The sequence below is a fragment of the Alloalcanivorax dieselolei B5 genome (assembly GCF_000300005.1).
Classification (GTDB): domain Bacteria; phylum Pseudomonadota; class Gammaproteobacteria; order Pseudomonadales; family Alcanivoracaceae; genus Alloalcanivorax; species Alloalcanivorax dieselolei.
The window spans coordinates 2,345,279-2,366,810 of record NC_018691.1; the positions used below are offsets into that span (position 1 = coordinate 2,345,279).

Here is a 21,532-nt window from a genome sequence, read left to right on the forward strand (position 1 = left end):
CTTAAAATCTCTCGACCGCTAGGTCGTGCCGGTTCGAGTCCGGCTACCCGCACCAGATTCAACGCCTCCGAAGCCCCCATGTTCTCTTGTCCTGCCTTCTGGCGCTGGTTGCCGCGTTGGAGTCACCATTCATGAAACCGGTGTACTGGGTTTATATGGTTACGAACCCGGAAGCCGCATATGGCGAAAAGCCACGTCATGGCGGATGTCCTGGGGATCCATGTGATTATTATGTCGATGCCGGGCGGCTTTCTCCTTGTTCCCGCAAGTCCGCATACTGCACCACCGCCTGCGCCCTCCCCTGGAGGTGTCAACGAATAAGCAGCCGCAACCCGGGCAGGCTCTGACACGATCCTTTGGCAAGGTAAAGAGTGCTTCGAGCGCAAGCAGAGCCAAAGCTGGAGGGATCGTTTCAGGTTCCGCCAGATTTCCCGTCAGTGTTTTCATTTGAGCATCACTGAACGCGATAATTTCCGCGCTTACACCAAGGCCTGCCAGTCGTAACAACCCTCCCATGGCCCTTGAAGAGGGGGCCCCGCCGTCCGAGACGGTATCGAATACGTCCCATATGTGCGAACGGACATGGTGGACCGTGTCCACCAGTTCCTCGCTTCCATAACGGATAAGTGCCCGTGCCTGCGGCGACGAGATCAAACCAGCGGATTGGCACCAGGAGCTGATGTCCGATACGGATCTGAGCAGATCGTTATCCACGGTTGATTGTTTTCGGTTGGAAATCGTATTGGCCAGATCGAGTGCCGGATGGCCGCCAATAAAATTGGCATTCTTCCAGGGAGGTACCACCGAAATCCTTTTACGCATAATGCATCCAGTTTTTTACGCTTTTGTTGTAACCCTTTAATGACTTCTAACAGGTTATTGCCTGAGGGTTCAATGCAAATCTTCTTTCTTGCAAATAAATATATTATTTATCAATGAAAGAAAATACATATGCGAAAATGTAAAAAAATTATTTTTTTGGGGCGCAGATTTTTTTGAGAAAAATGAGTGTTTGCAAGGTGTTAGAGGTTTATTTCACCGATATCGTGTCTAGTAAAAAAATGTGACCTGGTCGTTTTTTTATTGCATTGATCTTGTTTGTCCGATCAGTATCGGAATGTCGTTATCGATGCCGCGCCTTGTGATGGTGTGCGTCCGATAATTTTTTTTGCCGTAAAAATTAGAAACTAAAGCACTAGCCGACAATTCCCTTTCGACATAATGCGCTGGGTGGAAAGCAGTTCGGTAGTTAAGGCGGCGCCAATGTGAAAAGGAATTTGTCTCGTACTCCAGGATGCAAGGAGTGATCAGGATGAGCCTTTCCTCTCGAATCGTTTTGCACGGGGCACGCCACCAGAACGGGGTGACTTCGGAGCCCATCATCAGTCACACCCAATCCCACCACGGCCTGATGCGCCGCTCCCTCCTCGCCATCGGTGTCTCCATCGCTCTTGGTGTATTCGTGATGGGTAGTGAGCAGGCCCAGGCCAGGAAATTCGCCACGGACGGTGGCTCCTGCGTCTCGGCTGGGGGAGGGGGGGAGATCGGGCGACTTACAACTGGCAATACCAGTGCTGATCCCGTCGATGGCACTGGCACCTACTCCACGGTGGCGGGCTGTGATGCCAGCGGCAACAACCAAACCGCCGCCACGGTCTACGGTACTTTCAGTCAGGTGACTGCCAGGGGCGGCGCGGCTTTTGGTTTTAACGCTCGTGCAGGGTACTGGGCTTCCGCTTTAGGCCTCGAAAGCCGCGCCACGGGGTTGGCCAGTACCGCCCTGGGCTTCGGTAGCCAGGCGACAGCGCGTAACTCGGTGGCGATCGGCGGCGCCGGCGGGGATGGCACAACGCCACTGGCGGAGGCGGATTCCACCATCGCTTCTGGTCTCAACTCCATTGCCATTGGCTCGGATGCCGTGCGCGGCGCGCAGGCTTCCGGACAAGCCAGTATCGCCATGGGACCGCGGGCCACGGCTAGTGATTTCGCTACGATAGCGATTGGTGATCGTGCCGAGGCGACGGTGAACCACGCTATTGCGATCGGCCAGTTAACTCGTGCGATCGGTTCTGGCACGACTGCCGTGGGTGTCGATGCGGACGCGTTGCAGAACAACACCACGGCGCTGGGGCGGCGAGCCTGGGCCGATGCCAGTGCCGGTACGGCCGTGGGGCTTGGCAGCCGGGTGGAAACCGGCGCCACGCGAGGCATCGCGATTGGCGGCGCCACCGATGAGACGTCCAATGGAACAGTGGATGCCACGGGCACCCGTGTCACCGCGGTTGACGGTATCGCGATCGGTTCGCAGGCGCTCTCCAGTGGCGAAAGAGCGACTACCCTGGGCACCGGTGCAGTGGCATCGGGCATCGATAGCGCCGCTCTTGGGACGACCGCCCAGGCGACCGCCGAGGGCGCCATGGCCTATGGCCGGGCAAGCACCGCATCTGGACTTTCGTCCATCGCCATGGGGGACGGCGCCACGGCCAGCGGCGCTCAGTCCATTTCCATCGGTACTGGTAACACCGTTTCCGGCGATGGCAGCGGCGCCATCGGCGACCCCACCACCATCACGGGGGCTGGTTCTTATTCCGTGGGTAACGACAACACCATCGACGCCGATGAGGCGGGTGTGTTCGGTAATCGCAATATTCTGGCGGCGACCGCCACTGGCAGCCGCATCATCGGCAACGACAACGACGTGGATGTGGCCGACGCCTTTGTGATCGGCAACGGCGCGGACGTCACCGTCGCCGAGGGGGTGGCGCTGGGCAACGGTTCGCTATCCGATACCGGTGCGGGTGTGGCGGGTTATAACCCGACCACCAGCGCCGCCGATGGCCTGGATGCAGGCATTGCCGCGACCCTGAGCACTACCGGCGCGGTGGCGGTGGGTGATGCCGGCACCGGCGTGTTCCGCCAGATCACCGGGGTGGCCGCCGGTAGCGAGGATTCCGATGCGGTCAACGTCGCTCAGTTGAAAGCCAGCGAGACGCATTACTACAGCGTCAATGACAACAACATGATCAGTGGTAACTATGCCAACGACGGTGCCACAGGTGTCAATGCGCTGGCCGCCGGGGTGGATACCGCCGCCAGTGGCACCAGCAGTGTCGCGGTCGGGGACGCCGCCACGGCCTACAACGCCGGCGGCATTGCCGTGGGGCTGAATGCAGTGGCCGGTGTTGATGGTTCGGCGACCATTGCCAACGACATCGCCCAAGGGGCGAATGCGACAGCGACCGGTGGCAATACCGTGGCCCTGGGTTCGAATGCCACGGCCACGGGAGCGGATAGTGTTTCGCTCGGCTCCAATTCCTCGGCCAGTGGCGCCACCAGCACCGCTCTAGGATATGCCACTCAGGCATCCAATACCGATACGACGGCCGTGGGTAACGGAGCTCAGGCGACCGGGGCGCAAGATACCGCGCTTGGCGTGACCGCCCTGGCATCAGGAGGCAACAGCACGGCGGTGGGTAACCAAGCCGCTTCCGCCGGGAGTAATGCGACGGCGGTGGGGGCGACGGCCAGCGCCAGCGGCGGCCAGGCCTCCGCCTTTGGTCTTGGCGCCACGGCAAGTAACGTCAATGCCACGGCGCTGGGCGTCGGCACTCAGGCAACGTCCTTCGCCAGTACCGCGGTGGGTAATCAATCCACGGCAACGGGGCAGAGCTCGGTGGCCGTGGGCGACGTGGCGCAGGCCAGTGGCACCAATGCCATTGCGATCGGCACCGGCGCGGTGGCCTCGGCCGAGGACAGTATCAGCATTGGTACCGGTAACCAAGTCAGTGGCATCGGTTCCGGCGCCATCGGTGACCCCACCACCATCACGGGGTCTGGTTCTTATTCCGTGGGTAACAACAACATCATCGACGCCGACGAGGCCGGGGTGTTCGGCAACGACAATATCCTGGCAGCCACCGCCACCGGCAGCCGCATCATCGGTAACGGTAACGACGTGGATGTGGCCGATGCCTTTGTTATCGGTAATGGCGCCGACGTTACCGTGGCCGAAGGGGTAGCGCTGGGCAACGGCGCCATCGCCGACACCGGCGCCGGCATCCAGGGCTATAACCCGACCACCGGCGCCGCCGATGGCCTGGATGCGGGCATTGCCGCGACCCTGAGCACTACCGGCGCGGTGGCCGTGGGCGATGCCGGCACTGGCGTGTTCCGTCAGATCACCGGCGTGGCCGCCGGTACCGAAGATAGTGATGCCGTCAACGTTGCCCAACTCAAGGCCAGCGAGACGCATTACTACAGCGTTAACGACAACGGCGTGATCGGTGGTAACTACGCCAACGATGGCGCCACGGGTATCAATGCCCTGGCCGCCGGGGTGGACGCCAGTGCCGCCGGCGATGGCGGGGTTGCCACTGGTAACAATGCCAGTGCGGTTGATGATAACAGCGTGGCGATCGGCACTTCCGCGACGGCAAATGGTGGCAATACGGATTTCGGGGCCGTTGCCGTTGGCAACATGGCCACGGCCACGGGAGATGGTGCCACGGCTCTGGGTTCGGAAACGCTTGCCCTGGCCGATGGCGCGACGGCGGTGGGTGATGACGCCAATGCGCTGGCGCTCTTCTCGACAGCGCTTGGCGACGGTGCCGAGGTGGATGCGGCCAGCATTTCGGGTGTTGCAATTGGCGCGGAGGCGACCGCCAGTGGCGCCCCCTTGGGAACAGCTGTCGGCACCCTTGCCACGGCATCAGCCCTGCAAGCGACAGCCGTTGGTACAGGGGCCGCTGCCTCGGGAAGCCAGAGCGCGGCGTTCGGCGCGGGGGCCCAGGCGACCGTGGCCGAAGGCGTGGCTCTTGGCACGGGGTCAATTGCCGCTACCGCTGCCGGCGTGGCGGGTTACGATCCGCTGACCGGTCTGCCGTCCACCGACACGTCATCCACCTGGACCAGCACCATGGGCGCGGTCAGCGTGGGCGGTGCGGGTGAAACCCGCCAGATTACCAATGTAGCGGCGGGGACCAACGATACCGATGCGGTTAACGTGGCTCAGCTGCAAGCCAGCGAGACCCATTACTACAGCGTTAATGACAACGGTGTGGTCCAGGGTAATTACGCCAACGACGGTGCCACGGGCGTCAATGCCCTGGCCGCCGGGACCAACGCCTTGGCCACCGGTGAGAGCACCGTGGCAATGGGCAATGGCGCCGAAGCCACCGCGATCCGTGACGTTATGATCGGTGATGGCGCCGGCGCCAATGCCGGCGTTGGCGGACGGGACAATATCGCCATTGGCGGCCTGGCGGGTCAGGGGCGTGGCGACAATGGCAGCTTCAATGTCGCCACTGGTTTCATGGCCGGGCAGGATGTTACCGGTAACGCCAATGTCGCCTACGGCCGTTTGTCCGGCCAGAACGTGGAAGGTTCCGAGAACCTCGCTTTCGGCTCCTCCGCCGGGCGTAACGTGATCGGCTCGGACAACGTCGGCATCGGCCAGAATGCGGGCGAGGGCGTGGAAGGCATCAACAACCTCGCGATCGGTCATGAGACAGGCCGGACCGTGGTTGGCAGTCAGAACGTCGGCCTGGGGATTAGTGCTGGCTCGGCGGTCACTGGTTTCAATAACGTTGGCGTTGGGGCACTTGCTGGCGCGTCCACCCAAGGTGATTTCAATGTTGGCGTTGGCGAGAGAGCAGGCCGGATCGTGACCGGCAGCAGTAACGCCGCTTTAGGTCACTTCGCGGGCAACCGGGTCACCGGCAGCGATAACGTGGCCATCGGGCATTACGCGGGCACCCTGGTTCATGTCGACCCTGCACTCAGGGTTGAGGCTGATCGTACGGTGTCTATTGGTACGGAGGCCCTGGCCTCGGCCGATGACGCCGTTGCTATTGGTACCGGCGCCCAGGCCAACGGCCTGAACAGCATCAGTATTGGCACCGGGAACGTGGTCGATGGCGACAACTCCGGCGCCATCGGCGACCCCACTACCATCACGGGAGCGGGCTCTTATTCCGTGGGTAACAACAACACCATCGACGCCGACGAGGCCGGGGTGTTCGGCAACGACAATATCCTGGCAGCCACCGCCACCGGCAGCCGCATCATCGGTAACGGTAACGACGTGGATGTGGCCGATGCCTTTGTTATCGGTAATGGCGCCGACGTTACCGTGGCCGAAGGGGTAGCGCTGGGCAACGGCGCCATCGCCGACACCGGCGCGGGCGTCCAGGGCTATAACCCGACCACCGGCGCCGCCGATGGCCTGGATGCGGGCATTGCCGCGACCCTGAGCAGCACCGGCGCGGTGGCCGTGGGCGATGCCGGCACTGGCGTGTTCCGTCAGATCACCGGCGTGGCCGCCGGTACCGAAGATAGTGATGCCGTCAACGTTGCCCAACTCAAGGCCAGCGAGACGCATTACTACAGCGTTAACGACAACGGCGTGATCGGTGGTAACTACGCCAACGATGGCGCCACGGGTATCAATGCCCTGGCCGCCGGGGTGGACGCCAGTGCCGCCGGCGACGGCTCGATCGCGGTGGGCGGTGCCACCGCCGGTGGCACCAGTGCCATCGCCATGGGCACCGGGGCCAGCGTACCGGGCAACCTGAGCGTGGCCATCGGCGAGAACGCTCAATCACTGGGTAGTGGTTCCAGTGATTGGGGTACGGTCGCCATCGGTAACGACAGCTTCGTCACGGGTAGTTCAGTGGCGGGTGTGGCGTTGGGCGCGGAGGCCAGCGTCACCGGCGCTTCCGGCGTGGCCGTGGGTGGCCGGACAAACGCCTCCGGCACCAACGCCGTGGCGATGGGGTATCTGACCACCGCTAGCGGTGCTAACTCGGTGGCGCTGGGCACGCTTTCATCAAGCACGGTTGACCATGGCGTGGCCCTGGGTAACAACTCGGTGGCCAATATAGCCGCTGGCGTGGCGGGCTATGATCCGGTCACCGGAGCGCCCTCAACGGATACCAGCAGCACCTGGCTGAGCACCCGGGGCGCGGTCAGCGTGGGTGGTAACGGCGAGACCCGTCAGATCACCAATGTGGCGGCGGGCACCAACGATACCGACGCGGTCAACGTCGCCCAGTTGCAGGCGGGTCAGACTCACTACTACAGCGTTAATGACAACGGTGTGGTCGGTGGCAACTACAATAACGACGGCGCGACCGGTATCAATGCTCTGGCCGGGGGCGTGGATGCTCTGGCGGGTGCCGATGGCGCCACGGCTCTGGGCTTAGGTGCCAATGCCAGTGCTGTCGATAGTGTGGCTCTGGGCGCGGGCTCGATCGCCGATGGCAGCACGCTGGGCAGCCCCGCTTATCAACCGTTGGATGCGGGTGGCAATCCGATTCCGGTGGCCGCGCCGACGGCGAGCAGTGAGGTCTCGGTGGGCAGTGCCGGCAATGAGCGGCGCATCACCAATGTGGCCGCCGGCGCCGAAGATACGGATGCGGTCAATGTGTCCCAATTGGCGGCGGTGGAATCGGTTGCTTCAACCGGTTGGGACCTGAGCGCCCAGGGCGCCGATACCACCAATGTGGCACCGGGTGACACGGTGGATCTGTCCAACACCGACGGCAACCTGGTGATCGCCAAGAACGCCGTGGACGGGGCACAGGAAGACGTGACCTTCGACCTGGCCGATGACGTGGTGGTGAACAGCAGCGTCACGGTGGGTTCCGTGGTGACCAGTGCGGCGACCAACGACATCACCGGTCTGTCCAACACCACGCTGACGGATCCGAGCTTCGCTACCCTGGGCCGGGCCGCCACCGAGGAGCAACTGCAGGGCGTGATGGACAGCCCGCTGGGCTTCGCCGGCGACAGCGGCACGGACGTGCAGCGGGTGCTGGGTGAGACGCTGAACATCGTCGGCGGCGCTGACGGCAGTGGCAACACCAACATCAGCACCGTGGCCAACGGCACCGATACCCTTGAAATCGTGATGACCGACCAGCCGACCTTCGGCAACGTGACGGTGAACACTGGGGGCGGCGATACCATCAATGGCTTGTCCAACCTGACCTTCGATCCGAACGCCTTTACCTCCGGGCAGGCGGCCACCGAAGACCAGTTGAAGCAGGTTAGTGACGTGGCCAATACCGGTTGGGATCTGACCGCGCAGGGCGCCGACGGCACCAACGTGGCACCGGGCGACACGGTGGATCTGTCCAACACCGACGGCAACCTGGTGATCGCCAAGAACGCCGTCGACGGTGCTCAGGAAGACGTGACCTTCGACCTGGCCGACGACGTAACCATCGGCAACAGCCTGACGGTGGGCACGGTGGTGACCGACGCCACCAGCAACGATATCACCGGATTGTCCAACACCACGTTGACGGATCCGAGCTTCGCCACGATGGGTAGGGCGGCCACCGAGGAACAGCTCACCCTGATGGGTGATGATGTGACCACGCTGGGTATGAACTTCACCGGCAATGACAACAGCGCGGGTGACGTGCACCGCGACCTGGGCGAGACCCTGGGGATCACCGGTGAGGCGACCACCGCCGGCACTTATAGCGGCGCCAACCTGCAAACGGTGACCGACCCGACCACCGGGGCGATCCTGCTGCAAATGGCGGATTCCCCGCAGTTCGGCAACGTCACCATCAACACGGCGGCGGGTGACACCATCAATGGTCTGTCCAATCTGACCTTCGATCCCAATGCCTTTACTTCCGGGCAGGCGGCTACCGAGGATCAACTGGCTCAGGTCAGTGACGTGGCCAACACCGGTTGGGATCTGACCGCGCAAGGTGCTGATGGCACCAACGTGGCGCCGGGCGACACGGTGGATCTGTCCAACACCGACGGCAATCTGGTAATCGCCAAGAACGCCGTCGACGGTGCTCAGGAAGACGTGACCTTCGACCTGGCCGATGACATCACCATCGGCAACAGCCTGACCATCAACAACGGCCCGATCCTCAACGACAACGGCATCGACATGGGCGGTGACACCATCACCAACCTCGGTGATCCGGTGGGCGGTGGCGATGCGGTCAATCTCGATTACTTCGAGGAAAACAAAGCCCACTACTACAGCGTCAATGACGGCGGAACCCTCCAAGGTAACTACGACAATGACGGCGCCACCGGGCTGAACGCCATCGCCGCCGGGGTGAATGCCGTCTCAACAGCGGATGGTGCCGTGGCCATGGGCTTCGGTGCTGATGCCAGCATTCTCGATAGCGTGGCACTGGGCAGTGGCTCGGTTTCCGATCGCGCCATCGCGCCGGCTTCGGGCAACATTCCGGCGGGTAGCGCCACCATCACCTACAACACCACTGACAAGGAACTGCTCGGTGCGGTCTCCGTGGGTGATGACGATTCCTATCGTCAAATCACCAACGTGGCGGACGGTGTCGAGTCCCAGGATGCGGTGACGGTGCGCCAGTTGCAGGGCGCGATCGGCTCGGTAATCACCACCGGAACCATGTACTTCCATGCCAACTCGGTCGAGCCGGATTCCATCGCGGCGGGCCAGGACAGCATCGCGGTGGGGCCGAACACGGTGGTCAACGGCGATGACGGCATCGGTATGGGCAACGGCGCGATCGTGGAGATGACCGCACCCGGCGGCACCGCCATCGGGAACAGCGCGCACGTCATGCTGGCCGACGGTGTGGCACTGGGCTCGTCCTCACTGGCCGAAGCCGAGCAAGGCGTGGCGATCGGCGCGGGCGCGACGGTCAGCCACGACCAGAGCGTGGCGCTGGGTAGCAACTCGGCCACTGCTGAAGCGGTGGGGACCGCCAGCACCACCATCGCCGGCAACACCTATAATTTTGCCGGCATCGCACCGGAAAGCACGGTGAGCGTGGGCGACCTGGGTAACGAGCGCACCATCACCAACGTGGCGGCGGGACGTATCAACGCCGCCAGCACCGACGCCATCAACGGCTCGCAGCTGTTCGCCACCAACCAGGCGGTGGAAGGCATCGGTGCAGGCTGGACCATCAGTGCGGAAGGCGGCAACGCCTCCAACGTCGGCGTTGACAGCGTCACCGGCAACACCATGGATCTGAACAACGCCGACGGCAATATCGTCGTCAGCAAGGCCATCGACAGCAATGACGTGACCTTCGACCTGGCCGACGACGTAACCATCGGCAACAGCCTGACGGTGGGCACGGTGGTGACCGATGCCACCAGCAACGACATCACCGGGCTGTCCAATACCACGCTGACGGATCCGAGTTTCGCCACCGTGGGCCGGGCAGCCACCGAGGAACAGCTCGATCTGGTCAATCAGGATCTGACCAGTCAGGGCCTGAACTTCACCGGCAATGACAATACGGCGGGTGACGTGCATCGCGACCTGGGCGAGACCTTGGCGATCACCGGTGAGGCGACCACCGCCGGCACTTATAGCGGCGCCAACCTGCAAACGGTGACCGACCCGACTACCGGGGCGATCCTGCTGCAAATGGCGGATTCCCCGCAGTTCGGCAACGTCACCATCAACATGGCGGCGGGAGACACCATCAATGGCCTGTCCAATCTGACCTTCGACCCCAATGCCTTTACTTCCGGGCAGGCGGCCACCGAGGATCAACTGGCTCAGGTCAGTGACGTGGCCAACACCGGTTGGGATCTGACCGCGCAAGGTGCCGATGGCACCAACGTGGCGCCGGGTGACACGGTGGATCTGTCCAACACCGACGGCAATCTGGTGATCGCCAAGAATGCCGTCGACGGTGCTCAGGAAGACGTGACCTTTAACCTCGCCGATGACATCACCATCGGTAATAACCTGACCGTCCAGGGCGACACTGTCGTCGAAGGGGATACCTATCTGGGCGATAACTTCTCGGTGGTCAACAATGAGGCGCACTACGATGGTCCGGTCACCGAGGATACGCACGTCGTCAACAAGCAGTACGTTGATCAGGCGGGCGACGCTGTGACCACGCTGGGCATGAACTTCGCCGGCAACGAAGGGGCCGATGTTCATCGTGATCTGGGGCAGACCCTGGGGATCACCGGTGAGGCCAGTGCCGCCGGTACCTTCAGCGGGATTAACCTGAAGACGGTGACCGACCCGGCCAGCGGCGCCATTCTGCTGCAGATGGCGGATGCCCCCCAATTCGGCAATGTCACCATTAATGAAGGCGACAGCGGCCGGATCACTGGGGTGACCGCTGGGGTCGACGATACCGATGCAGTGAACGTCGGCCAGCTTGAGGACGTCAGCGATGTGGCCAGCCGCGGCTGGGACCTGAGCGCCCAGGGTGCCGATACCACCAATGTGGCACCGGGTGACACGGTGGATCTGTCCAACACTGACGGTAACCTGGTGATCGCCAAGAACGCCGTCGATGGGACCGAGGAAGCGGTAACCTTCAACCTGTCGGACGACGTGACCATTGGCAACAGCCTGACCATCAATAACGGTCCGGTCCTCAATGACAACGGTATCGACATGGGCGGTGACACCATCACCAACCTCGGCGATCCGGTGAATGGCGGCGACGCGGTCAATCTCGATTACTTCGACCAGAACCGCGCGCACTATTACAGCGTCAACGACAACGGTGTGCAGGGCGGCAACTATGACAACGACGGCGCCACCGGCGTGAACGCCATCGCCGCCGGGGTGGATGCCAGCGCGGCGGGTGACGGCGCCATTGCCATGGGTGACGGGGCCACGGCGGACGATGCCGATAGCGTGGCGTTGGGCTCGAACAGCATCACCGCGCCAATGGTGGCGACTACTGAAATGGTGATCGGTGGCGAGACCTTCGCTGTCGCCGGTACTCCGGTAGGGACCGTCTCGGTGGGCGCCGCGGGTGCCGAGCGCACCATTACCAATGTGGCGGCGGGCAGAGTCGACGCGAACAGCACGGATGCCATCAATGGCAGCCAGCTGTATGCCACCCATGAGGTCATCGAGAACCTCAGCGATGAGGTCGAAGCCGGTCTGACGCATTACTACAGCGTTAACGACGGTGGCACGCAAGGTGGTAACTACGCCAACGACGGTGCCACGGGTGTGAACGCCATCGCCGCCGGGGTGGACGCCACCGCGACCGGCGAAGGCGCCATCGCCATGGGCGAGGGTGCCACGGCGGACGACGCCAACAGTGTGGCGCTGGGTGCCGGGGCGGTTACCGAACAGGCGGTCGCCACCGCCGACATCACCATCGGCGGCCAAACCTATGCCTTTGCCGGTGCCGCACCGGTGGGTACGCTCAGTGTCGGTGCGGCGGGTGCCGAGCGCACCATCACCAACGTGGCGGCGGGCCGGATTTCCGCCGACAGCACGGATGCCATCAACGGCAGCCAGTTGCATGCCACCAACCAGGCGGTGGAAGCGGTCGATGATCGCGTCACCAATGTTGAAGGCGACGTCAGCGACCTTGGTGACCGGGTGACCAATGTCGAAGGTGATGTGAGCAACATCAGTAACGACCTGGCACAGCTGGGCGACCAGGCGGTGAAGTACGACACCAACGACGATGGCAGCGTCAATTATGACTCCATCACTCTGGAGGGTGACGAGGGCACGACCATTACCAACCTGGCCGATGGCGACGTCTCCGAGAACAGCACCGATGCGGTCAATGGCAGTCAGCTGTGGGAGGTGCAAAACCAGATCAACAATATCGAGGTGAGCGAGACGAAGTACTTCAAGGCTAACTCCGATGCCGCCGATGCTCGTGCGGAGGGCGCGGAAAGCGTGGCCATGGGGCCGGAGAGCGTGGCCTCTGGTGACAACAGTGTGGCGGCAGGGAACGGCGCCCGGGCCGAGAGTGAAGGTGGCGTGGCTCTGGGTGCGGGCTCCGTGGCCTCACGTGAAGGGATGAACGGTCAGCAGGAAGCCTTCTCCAACGAGCAAGTGGCGTCGACGCAAGGCGCGGTCTCGGTGGGCAGCGAAGGCGGTGAACGCCAGATCACCAACGTGGCCGGCGGTACCGAAGCGACGGATGCGGTGAATGTGCGCCAGTTGGGCGCGGTGGAAGCCGCATCGGTGAACTACGATCGCCGTGATGACGGCAGCGTGGATTACAGCTCGGTGACGCTGGGCCAGGAAGGCACGCCGACGCAGATCCATAACGTGGCGGCGGGCGAGGCTCCCACCGATGCCGCGAACGTTGGCCAGCTGCAGCAGTTGAATCAGAACTTCAATCGGGAGATCAGCGGCATTCATAACCGCATCGATGATGTCGAGGACGATGCCAACGCTGGCACGGCCGCTGCCTTGGCCGCCGCGTCGATCCCCCAGGCCTACCTCGCCGGCAAAGGCATGATCTCCGCCGGGGCAGGGACCTATAACGGTGAATCAGCCGCGGCGGTTGGCCTGTCACGTCTGTCCGATAATGGACGCTGGGTGCTCAAGCTCAACGCCACCGGGGACTCCCAAGGCAACTTCGGAGCTGGCATTGGCGCGGGCTTCCACTGGTAATCGAAGAGGACATCACCATGGATCACAGCATCTACAGAGGGATTGCACGGGCTCTGGGCATCGCCGGGCTGGCGGCGCTGGGCCTCCAGGGATGCGCCTCGACCGCCGGGCAGCAGGACGGGGCCGCCGAATCAGCGGCCGGGGAAGGCGTCGCCTTCCCGGAACTCGACCGAGCCTGGGTGGAGGAGGGAGCCTACGTCAATATGGAAAACCTGCGGAAGATGCAGGTGGGCGTTTCCAAGAATCAGATCTATGACCTGCTGGGGCGCCCCCACTTCAAGGAAGGTCTCTTCGGTGTGCGCCAGTGGAATTATATTTTCCATCTGCCCACCGAGGAGGGCGGCTACATAACCTGCCAGTATCAGGTCCGCTTTGACGACGACATGCTGTCCGAGAGCATGCATTGGCGGGAACCCCAGTGCGCCGATCTGCTCAACCCGAGGCCCGACGAGCCGACGCGAATGACGTTGGAGGCCGATACACTCTTCGACTTCGACAGCGCCGAGCTGTCACCGAAGGGGCAGAAAGTGGTCGCCGACCTGGGGCGGCGTATTCGTGGCGAGTTTGTCGCACCGGCGGTCCTGGTTGTCGGCCATACCGATCGGCTCGGCAGTGATGCGTACAACCAGACCTTATCCGAGCAACGTGCCGAAACGGTGCGCACGGCGCTGGCCAATCAGGGTATTCCGAACGAGACGATCAACAGCTCGGGGGCCGGAGAGCGTTATCCCGTCACTCAATGTGAGGGGGCTCGCGCCACGCCTGAACTGAAAGAATGCCTGCGGCCCAATCGTCGTGTCAGCATCGAAGTGAGCGGCGAGAAACGTTGAGAGGCATGGGAAGCGAGCGTTTAAATGGTGGCGATGGAGCCCGGTGATTTGCCGGCTCCATCCGTTTGTCCGACGGGAAGAGGATGTTTGTTCGGTTTACTCTACGCTTGGTTTATTCCAACAGAGAGGACGAAATCCAGCCGAGGCGTTGTTGCTGCTGAAGATAGACCTGACTCCAACCATTGGTACTACCCAGAATATGCAAGACGTCTCCTTGTTTGACCTTGGCGACGATATCGTGGCTGGTGGAGTTGCCCGCGCGAATGTTCGCGGTGGCTACACGTATGCGCTTTGTTCGCAGGTGCCGTAAGCTGGCGGCAGCATTGTCGGCGGCGACCCGGTTGCCATTTTGAGCCGCCGTGGCGAACCAGAATACCGCCCACGCATGGTTCCGTTTCACGCCTTTGCCGCGAGCATACATGGCTCCCAGGTTGTTTTGGGCGTAGGCATCGCCTTCCTTGGCGGCCTTGCTGTACCACTGGAAAGCCTTGGCATCATCCTGTTCGACGCCACGGCCGTTCTCATAAAGACTGCCGAGATTATTCTGCGCGGAGGTGACATTTTGCTCCGCGGCGGCTTTGAACCATTTCGCGGCCTCTGCATCGTTTTTTTCGACACCGCGGCCTTCCAGGTGGAGCAGGCCCAACCGGAATTGGGCCTGGGCGGCGCCTTGCCGCGCCGCTCGTTGATACCACAAGGCGGCGGCAGCGGGGTCCGCTTTTTCTCCTCGCCCGGAAAGATACATATCGGCGACCTTGATCTGAGCGGGAGGATGTCCGGCATCGGCGGATAGCCGATACCATTTGCTGGCTTTCTTGAGATTGCTGGGAACCCCTTGGCCCTTCTCGTACATCATACCCAGGCGATACTGGGACTCGATATCGCCTTTCTCGGCGGATTGACGCCATTCATAGAGAGCCGAGGCAAAGTTCCCCTTTTTGTATTCGAAGAGGCCTTGATCGAAATCCGCGAATACCATGGAAGCATGGAGGCTGGCGACGCCGGCCAGAACCAGTTTCCATTTCATGCTGAGTCCTCTTGGTAGTGAAAATGGTGATAAAAATGTCGGTCGGTCATCACATCAGACCGAAGTCACAACCATTCTCACTGGTTGGCTCCCGAGCTACCTTGGGGTGCCTGCTGGGGTGCCGCCTGCTGAGGTGACTGAGGGGCCGGCTGTTGCTGAGGCGTCTGTTGTTGGCCTTGTTGTTGGGTTTCCATACCCTGAGAAGCTTCTCCGCCGGTGAGCATCTCGAGACGCTGATGCGTCATAACGCACATGATCCCCGCGGCATTCTCGAAAATAGGGTAATTGGTATCGCAATAGAGCGCGGCCGTATTCAGGGCGCTATAGGCCCGAAGATTCTGGTTTGGCTGGGTCAGACGGGCCAGGAACAGTTCACCCTCCGGGCACTCCATGGCCTGTTGGTCGGTACTGGCGACACACAGCTGACTCTGATCGACATTTTGAAACTGCGGATAATCAGAAAGGCAACCAGCAAGCAGAAGAGGTGCACCAATAAAAAAAGCGGAGCGTTTCATTATGGTCTTCATCCTTAATAGCCTCACGCGTATAAAATCAGAAATTTTATTTTCCCCAGGACCCTCTTCAGGCTATGAGGGGAAACGCTTCAGTTTATACACGTTCAGCTTATCGTCAGAGAATAGTATTGGCTAGTCATCTCGCCGAATTTAATCTAACGGTATTTTTTGGGCGCGATTGGCGGAGTTAGGGGTACGACACTTGGAAAAGTATTGGTGAAAGGCTGTGTTTGGTTGTGGAAAGGTTAAAAACATGGTTTTGAATGTGAGTTTTAATTGCCTCGCAAACCAACAGCATTATTCGCAGTCGAACGGTAACGAACGCAGCTCCTGTTGTAATCGGGCACCGAGCTGGCGCAACTGATCGTCGGAGGTGCGGAAACTGGGCATCGTAAGCCCGAGAACGGCGTCGGGGTATCCGCTTCCGCCACGGATGGGAACGGCCACGGCGCTGGCGCCCTCCACGCGTTCGCCATTGGAGATGGCGAAGCCCTGCTGGCGAATGGTTTTCAGCTCCTTGCGCAGAGCGCTCACCTTGGGCTGATAGGGGGTCAAGGCCGTCAGTGTATGAGCGCGGAGCAGAGCTTCCGCCTCGGCTTCGGGCAAAAACGCCAGGGCGGCCTTTCCCGCGGCACCCAGATAGAGAGGAAAAGCGCTCCCTGTTTCCAGAGCGTAGCGTACCGGGTGGGGGCTGGGCAGCACCGAGGTGACGATCTGTTTGTCGCCGGCGCGATGAAACAGGGAAACGGTCTCCCTGGTTTCGGCGTGAAGCCGTTCCATCAGGGGGCGGATGCGTACCAGCACATCATCATTGTTGAGGAAGTGTCGGGCCAATTGCATGACGGAAGGGGAGAGGCGCCATTGTTCGCTGTCGACGTTCTGCTCCATCAATCCCTTATCGGCCAGCGGCGCCAGAATCTCGAGAGCGATATGCGGATCCAGCCCGGCTTGCCGGGACAGTTGTTCGGTGGACGCGCTTCCCGGCAGGTTATCCGCCGCCGCCCGCAATACATCCACGGCCCGTGATATCGAGCCGGCTCCGCTGGAACGGCCGGTATAGCTGTATCGCTTGTCCTCGGGGCGGCGGTAGACGTAACCGCGTGCCTCCAGGGTTTGCAGAATGCGATAAACGATGGTCGTGGCTTCGCCCATGGCGGCCACCACTTCGGTCAGGGACAGCGGCTCCGATGTCCGCTCCAGCAGCTCCAGGACATCCAGGGCACGAGTCAGTGTTTGCAGCTGATAGGAGGCCGCCATTCTTTTTGTCCGCCCGCTTTTGTCATTGGGAAAAATCGATAATTATCGAGTGCAATGGTAGCACAGGCAACGCCGTGGCCCGGCGCTGCCTGGTTACTGATTGACCGCCGTGGGGCTGGTCAAATACGGGCGGGTCAGGCTCAGCAGCTCGGCGAAGCTGTCCTCGACGCTCCTGTGGGAGGTGTCGAGCACGGCGTCGGCGCGACGGTAGTCGGCGTCGCGTTCGACCAATATGCGTTTGAGGTCGTCCATGGCATGGGTATGGCCTTGCATTGGCCGCGTGTCACCCTGGTCAATAACACGCTGCATGTGCTCTTCCGGCGAGGCTTTGATCCAAACGGTGTGGAAGCGGTTCAGCAGGCGCTGGAAGGTTTCCGATTCGGACACCAGGCTGCCACCGGCTTCCACCACCGAAAGGGGATGCCGCTCGATCACGTATTCCAGCGCTTCCCGTTCGAAACGCCGATAAGCGGGCTGACCGCCGAGCGCCATGATCTCGCCGATATCCATGCCGGCGAGCTGTTCGATCAGGCCATTGAGGCGAATATAAGGCACATTCAGCCGTTCTCCAAGCATCTGGCCTAGCCGGCTCTTGCCGCCACCGCGCAGGCCGATCAGCGCCACGCCACAGTGTTGCCCCTTGTTCATATCAAAATGCCGGACCAGCAACGGGTACGCTTCGTCCAGTTGAGCAGGGGAAAGGCGCTCGAGAAGATCCCGCAGCGGCGGTGGAAGGACCTGCTGTTCCTGTTGCGGGAGGATGTCCTGCACCGGCACGCCCATGGCGGCGGCGAGTCGCTGAAGCAGCATGATCGAAATATTGGCCTTGCCGCCTTCGATTTGCGCCAGGTAGCGCTCGGAGATATCCGACTGGGACGACAGTTCCTTACGCGCCATGCCTCGCCGGGCGCGAATGGCGCGTACCCGGTCTCCGATGGTGGCCATATAGTCTGGCCCGTTGCTTTCATTTTGATCGTTGGCAGGGTGCATGCTCATCTCCGTTTCCCTGAGCGTACCGGCGATGGCCTCGGCCGGCGCTAATGGAAGGCATTATCCCATGCCGAGGTGGGTGTCGAGTAGGCCGGCATTCTGGCTGATTTCCAGACCGTCACCGTCAAAAACCACCTTGCCTTTTACCAGTACCAGATGTCGGTCGGCGATGGTCAGCAGGTTATCGATGTTCTTATCGACGATGATGCTGGCTATACCGGAGCGTTTGACCTCGCCGAGGATCCTCCAGATCTCATCACGGATCAGCGGAGCGAGACCCTCGGTGGCTTCGTCGAGAATCATGATGCGGGGGTTGGTCATCAGCGCGCGGCCGATGGCGAGCATCTGCTGCTCGCCGCCGGATAGCAGGGCGCCATCGTGTTGCAGACGCTGAGCCAGGCGTGGGAAGGTGTCCAGAACACGCTCAAGATTCCAGGGTGACAGGCCCTCGGTATTGGGGCGTGCCGCCATGATCAGGTGCTCATGCACATTGATGCCCGGGAAAATGCCCCGTCCTTCCGGCACATAGCCAATACCCCGGCGTACCACCTGCCAGGGCCGGCACTTGCGGGTCGGCTGCCCCAGGATCCGGATGCTTCCCTGACGGGGAGTAACGAAGCCCAGCAGCGCTTTCAGGGTGGTGGTTTTGCCCATGCCGTTGCGCCCCATCAGGCTCAGGGTTTCACCGGGCATCAGATGAAGATCAACGCCATGGAGGACATGGCTCTGACCATAAAAGGCATGCAGATCCCGGGCATCGATCAGTGGTTGCGCCGTTGGCGGGGGAGAAAGGGACGCGTTGAAGGTGTTCATGCCTGCTCCTGTTGATGTCGGCCCAGGTAGACGTCACGCACTTTTTCGCTGCCGCGAATGGCCGCCGTGGTTCCGGTCTCAAGGACACGGCCATCGACCATGACGGTGATCCGCTCCGCCAACGCGAAAACGGAATCCATGTCGTGTTCGATCAGCACCAGGGTGTAGTCGCCGCGCAAGGCGCGCAGCAACCCGGTGACCCGGCTGGTTTCTTCACGACCCATGCCGGCCAGGGGTTCGTCGAGTAGCATCAGAGTCGGTGCGGTGGCCAGTACCATGGCGATTTGCAATTGACGTTGCTCGCCATAGCTCATGGCGCTTGCCGGTGTCGACGCGCGATGCGTGAGCAGGCAGGTTGCCAGAGCCTGTTCCGCGCGCTCATCGACTTGTCGCGCGGTGGTGCGTGAGCGCCAGCTGGCGATGACGCCGCCGAGGTGGATGCGGGCGGCGAGGCGACAATTTTCGAGGCAGCTCAGGCGGGGGAAAATATTGGTTTTCTGATGACTGCGGCCGATACCCAGGCGGGCCACACGATGGGCCGGCAGGCCGTGAATCGGACGCTGCCGATAGTGGATTTCCCCTTCACAGGGGCGCAGTTCACCGGAGAGCAGATTGATCAAGGTGCTCTTGCCCGCGCCATTGGGGCCGAGGATGGCGTGGATCTGGCCGGGGCCGACATCAAAGTCGACTCGGTCAACCGCGGTCAGACCGCCGAACCGGCAGGTCAATCCCCGGGTGGACAACAAGGGCGTATTACTCATGACATCAGCCCTCCTCGTGCTTTTGCGGTCCGGCAAGGCCCAGACGCGCTTTGGTCGAAGCGGCGGGACGGGGCCGGAATAATCCGCCAACGTCAATCCCGGGGAGCCTGAGACGGGGCGGGTTGAGGATGAGACCGGCCAACCCCTTCGGTAACACCAATACGATCAGGATAATCGTCAGCCCCATCAGCAGTTGCCAATAGAGGGTCAGATGTTCGAAGGCGTAGTGCAGCAGCTCGTAAGCGAAGGCGCCGAGCAACGGACCGAACAGCGTGCCCATGCCGCCCAGGATGACCATCATCAGCACTTCACCGGACAGGTGCCATCCCAGTTGCGCCGGGTTGGCGAAACCATACTGCATGGCCGCCAACATGCCGGCGACGCCGGCCAGCACTCCGGAGATGACGAAAGCCGCCAGCTTGTAGCCGTAGGTGGCATAACCCAGTGCCTGCATGCGATGTTCATTATCATGGATACCGTCGAGCACCTGGCCAAAGTAGGAACGTATCAACCAGTGAAGAAACAGATAGGCGAGCAGAGTCATCCCCATGACAAAATAAAAGAACTGCAACGGGTTCTCGAGATCGATCAGCGTCAGATCGCCGATGGCCAGGGTGGGTTTGAACATGATGAAGACGCCGTCGCTGCCGCCGGTGAAGCTGGCGTCGCTGACCAGATAGTAGAGCATCTGGCCGAAAGCCAGAGTGGTCATGATGAAAAAAATACCCCTGGTGCGCAGCACCAGAGCGCCGATCACCAGGGCGGACAAAGCGCTCACCAGCATCACCAGTGGCATCATCCACCACAGCGAAGCGGCGCTGTAGGAAGGGCTGGCCAGCGCCAGGGTGTAACCGGCGAGGCCGAAGAACAGGGCATGTCCCAGGCTGACCAGGCCGACCACCCCGACCAGCAGATCCAGGCTCATGGCGAACAGGCCGAGAATCAGCATCAAGGTCAGCTTCTCCAGGAAAAAATCGCTGCCGTCACCGATCAGAATGGGACCCCAGAGAGGATAGAACACCAGCAGAACGGTCAGCGCGAGCATGATTATCGGTACGCGCTTGGGGTAGCGGTGAAGCATTGTATCCTCCTCAGGCGAACAGCCCACGCGGTTTGATAATGAGCACGGCCGCCATGATCAGATAAATGATGACGCTGGCGAGAGCGGGGAGCAGCACCGGGCCGAAGGTGGCGGCCTGTCCAATCAGCAGGGAGCCGAGGAAGGCGCCCTTGATGGAGCCGATGCCTCCGATCACGACAATGACGAAACAGGTGATCAGGATGTTGTCACCCATACCCGGGTACAGGGACGTCATCGGCGCGGAGAGCATGCCGGCAAACGCGGCCAACCCCACGCCGACGCTGAAAATCAGCGTGAACAGGGTGCGAACGTCGATACCGAGCCCTTCCACCATGTCGCGGTTGACCGCGCCGGCGCGGATGACGATACCCAGGCGGGTATGGCGGATAATCCAGTATATGCCCCCTGCCACCAGCAGGCAGATGGCGGCCACGAACAGCCGGTAGACCGGATATTGCAGATTCCCGGTCAAGGCGATGTTGCCACTGAGGGAAGCCGGCACCGGCACGCTCTGCACATCGCTGCCCCAGATGATGCGCTGCGCTTCGTTGAGCACCAGGATCAGCCCGAAGGTCAGCAGCACCTGATAAAGGTGATCGCGCCGGTACAGGGTGCCGAGAAACAGCCGTTCGATGACCAGTCCCAACACCACGGCGATGGGCACGGCCAGCAGCAAGGCGAGCCAGAAGCTGCCGGTGCGCAGGGTCAGGTCATAGGCCAGATAGGCGCCGATCATGTACATGGCGCCGTGGGCGAGATTGATGATGCCCATGATGCCGAAAATCAGCGTCAGCCCGCTGGCGATCAGAAACAGCAGCAGGCCGTACTGCAGCCCGTTGAGCAGCTGTATGGCAATGAATACGGGATCCATGAACGTTCT

General features: G+C 61.7%; 11 protein-coding genes. 2 read left to right on the forward strand and 9 right to left on the reverse strand.

From position 1 onward, the window contains the following. Positions 1-159: 159 nt before the first annotated feature. Positions 160-822 carry a CGNR zinc finger domain-containing protein gene (locus B5T_RS23610; protein WP_085942838.1) on the reverse strand — a complete coding sequence of 221 codons (663 nt, stop codon included), beginning with the start codon at positions 820-822 and terminating at the stop codon, positions 160-162. A 490-nt stretch (positions 823-1,312) separates the two neighbouring features. Here B5T_RS23610 and B5T_RS23395 point away from each other — a divergent pair, with 490 nt between their 5' ends. Both B5T_RS23395 and B5T_RS10615 read left to right on the forward strand, forming a co-directional pair. Continuing rightward, on the forward strand, positions 1,313-13,378 hold the full coding sequence (locus tag B5T_RS23395; RefSeq protein WP_014994499.1) for a YadA-like family protein: 12,066 nt from the start codon (positions 1,313-1,315) through the stop codon (positions 13,376-13,378). A 17-nt stretch (positions 13,379-13,395) separates the two neighbouring features. Beyond that, positions 13,396-14,208, forward strand: a complete 813-nt coding sequence (locus tag B5T_RS10615; RefSeq protein WP_014994500.1) for an OmpA family protein — start codon at positions 13,396-13,398, stop codon at positions 14,206-14,208. 112 nt (positions 14,209-14,320) lie between these two features. On the opposite strand, the gene B5T_RS10620 is transcribed toward B5T_RS10615, so the two are convergent. The 8 genes from B5T_RS10620 to B5T_RS10655 all read right to left on the reverse strand — a co-directional run bounded on the left by B5T_RS10620 (position 14,321) and on the right by B5T_RS10655 (position 21,523). Beyond that, positions 14,321-15,235, reverse strand: a complete 915-nt coding sequence (locus B5T_RS10620) for an SH3 domain-containing protein (protein WP_014994501.1) — start codon at positions 15,233-15,235, stop codon at positions 14,321-14,323. Positions 15,236-15,312: 77 nt separating this feature from the next. Then, positions 15,313-15,750 (reverse strand): hypothetical protein, encoded by a 438-nt coding sequence (locus tag B5T_RS10625; protein ID WP_014994502.1) that lies wholly within the window; start codon positions 15,748-15,750, stop codon positions 15,313-15,315. A gap of 297 nt (positions 15,751-16,047) precedes the next feature. Then, positions 16,048-17,007 (reverse strand): IclR family transcriptional regulator domain-containing protein, encoded by a 960-nt coding sequence (locus B5T_RS10630; protein ID WP_014994503.1) that lies wholly within the window; start codon positions 17,005-17,007, stop codon positions 16,048-16,050. A gap of 93 nt (positions 17,008-17,100) precedes the next feature. Continuing rightward, on the reverse strand, positions 17,101-18,003 hold the full coding sequence (locus B5T_RS10635) for a helix-turn-helix transcriptional regulator (RefSeq protein ID WP_051015470.1): 903 nt from the start codon (positions 18,001-18,003) through the stop codon (positions 17,101-17,103). Positions 18,004-18,057: 54 nt separating this feature from the next. Then, positions 18,058-18,810, reverse strand: coding sequence for an ABC transporter ATP-binding protein (locus B5T_RS10640; protein WP_014994505.1), 753 nt, complete (start codon positions 18,808-18,810; stop codon positions 18,058-18,060). Beyond that, positions 18,807-19,571 carry an ABC transporter ATP-binding protein gene (locus tag B5T_RS10645; RefSeq protein ID WP_014994506.1) on the reverse strand — a complete coding sequence of 255 codons (765 nt, stop codon included), beginning with the start codon at positions 19,569-19,571 and terminating at the stop codon, positions 18,807-18,809. Before B5T_RS10645 ends, B5T_RS10640 begins: the two co-directional genes overlap by 4 nt. Before the next feature lie 4 nt (positions 19,572-19,575). Then, positions 19,576-20,652: a branched-chain amino acid ABC transporter permease gene (locus B5T_RS10650; RefSeq protein ID WP_014994507.1), complete on the reverse strand. Its 1,077-nt coding sequence runs from the start codon at positions 20,650-20,652 to the stop codon at positions 19,576-19,578. A 10-nt stretch (positions 20,653-20,662) separates the two neighbouring features. Further along, positions 20,663-21,523, reverse strand: coding sequence for a branched-chain amino acid ABC transporter permease (locus B5T_RS10655; protein WP_014994508.1), 861 nt, complete (start codon positions 21,521-21,523; stop codon positions 20,663-20,665). Positions 21,524-21,532 lie beyond the last annotated feature (9 nt).